This window comes from Cognatiluteimonas sedimenti (genome assembly GCF_022808325.1).
Lineage (GTDB): Bacteria > Pseudomonadota > Gammaproteobacteria > Xanthomonadales > Xanthomonadaceae > Cognatiluteimonas > Cognatiluteimonas sedimenti.
In genome coordinates, this window is sequence record NZ_JALGCL010000001.1 from 101,708 (window position 1) to 102,747 (window position 1,040).

General features: G+C 50.1%; 2 protein-coding genes. Both read left to right on the forward strand.

Annotation, left to right across the window (positions count from 1 at the left end; translation table 11 throughout):
* Positions 1-403 (forward strand): DUF6508 domain-containing protein (locus MQC88_RS00470; RefSeq protein ID WP_243318179.1); only part of this gene is annotated, 403 nt, incomplete at its 5' end.
* Between the two features lie 260 nt (positions 404-663).
* Entirely contained in the window at positions 664-1,038 is a 375-nt protein-coding gene (locus MQC88_RS13095) for an HNH endonuclease (RefSeq protein WP_425491574.1), read from the forward strand.
* The last annotated feature ends 2 nt before the right edge of the window (positions 1,039-1,040 follow it).

Below are 1,040 nucleotides of genomic sequence, written 5' to 3' on the forward strand. Positions count from 1 at the left end.
GCCTATGACAGACATCAATCCCACCCCAGAGCAAATTCGTCGATTGGTCGAATATCTGCCTAAGTTTCAGCACCCGGACTTCGTACCTGTGATTGAGTGGCTCGGCGGCGATGAGATTGAGCCTGGCGTCATATCAATACCGCATCCCAGGTATGACGAAATAGTCCTGGCCTTTATGCATGAGGCGTCTCAGATCTGCTGGAGCGACGTTGGGTACACGAATAGCGGAGCGAGAGCCATGCTTGACGACCCGAGCCTCATAGCGGCTGCGTCGATTGATCAAATAAAATCCATGCTCACACTCTGTGTTCGATCAGAACGGTTCTGCGACGGCGCATGGGAAACCATTTTTGAAAATGGTTATTTGCCTGCCATTCTCGAGAGACTGCATCACCTGCAATAGGCCGGGAGGGGCAAATGACTTATAGAAGATCGCTACTTTCTCCTATTAAAGAGCATGAGATCGCAGCGGATTTGCTTGATCGTGCGGCCGAAGCTCTTATGAGTGGCAATATTGAAGCATCCGCGGCTTTACTAATTGACTCTGATTTGAAACCGTTGCGAGAATTTGCATACAAAGTTTGCGGGCCAATCAGTTACGAGATTCATCGGCAGACAAGGAATCCACGCATTGATCTAAGCTATAAGACAATCGGGTCAAGGATGCCAACCAGGTTGGTTACACGCGAAGTGTTCGCGAGAGATGGTTGGAGGTGTCGGTACTGCGAAAGCCGTGTTGTGGCAAAAGAAGCCAGAGATATATTCAGAAAGTATCTTCCGCTTGAGGCTCGCAAAGGTCGCACAAACAACGACAATCATTTTGGGCTGGCCACGCTCAGCGCATCAATTGATCACGTCCTTCCATTCCGGCGTGGCGGCACCAACGATCTGACAAATCTTGTAACGGCCTGCGGTCCGTGCCAATTTGGGAAAGGTCATTGGACACTCGATGAGGTGGAGCTTGAAGATCCTAGATCGTTCCCATCTGTTATCGATAATTGGGATGGGCTCACTCGATTGGTTGGGTTCAAGGCATAGGC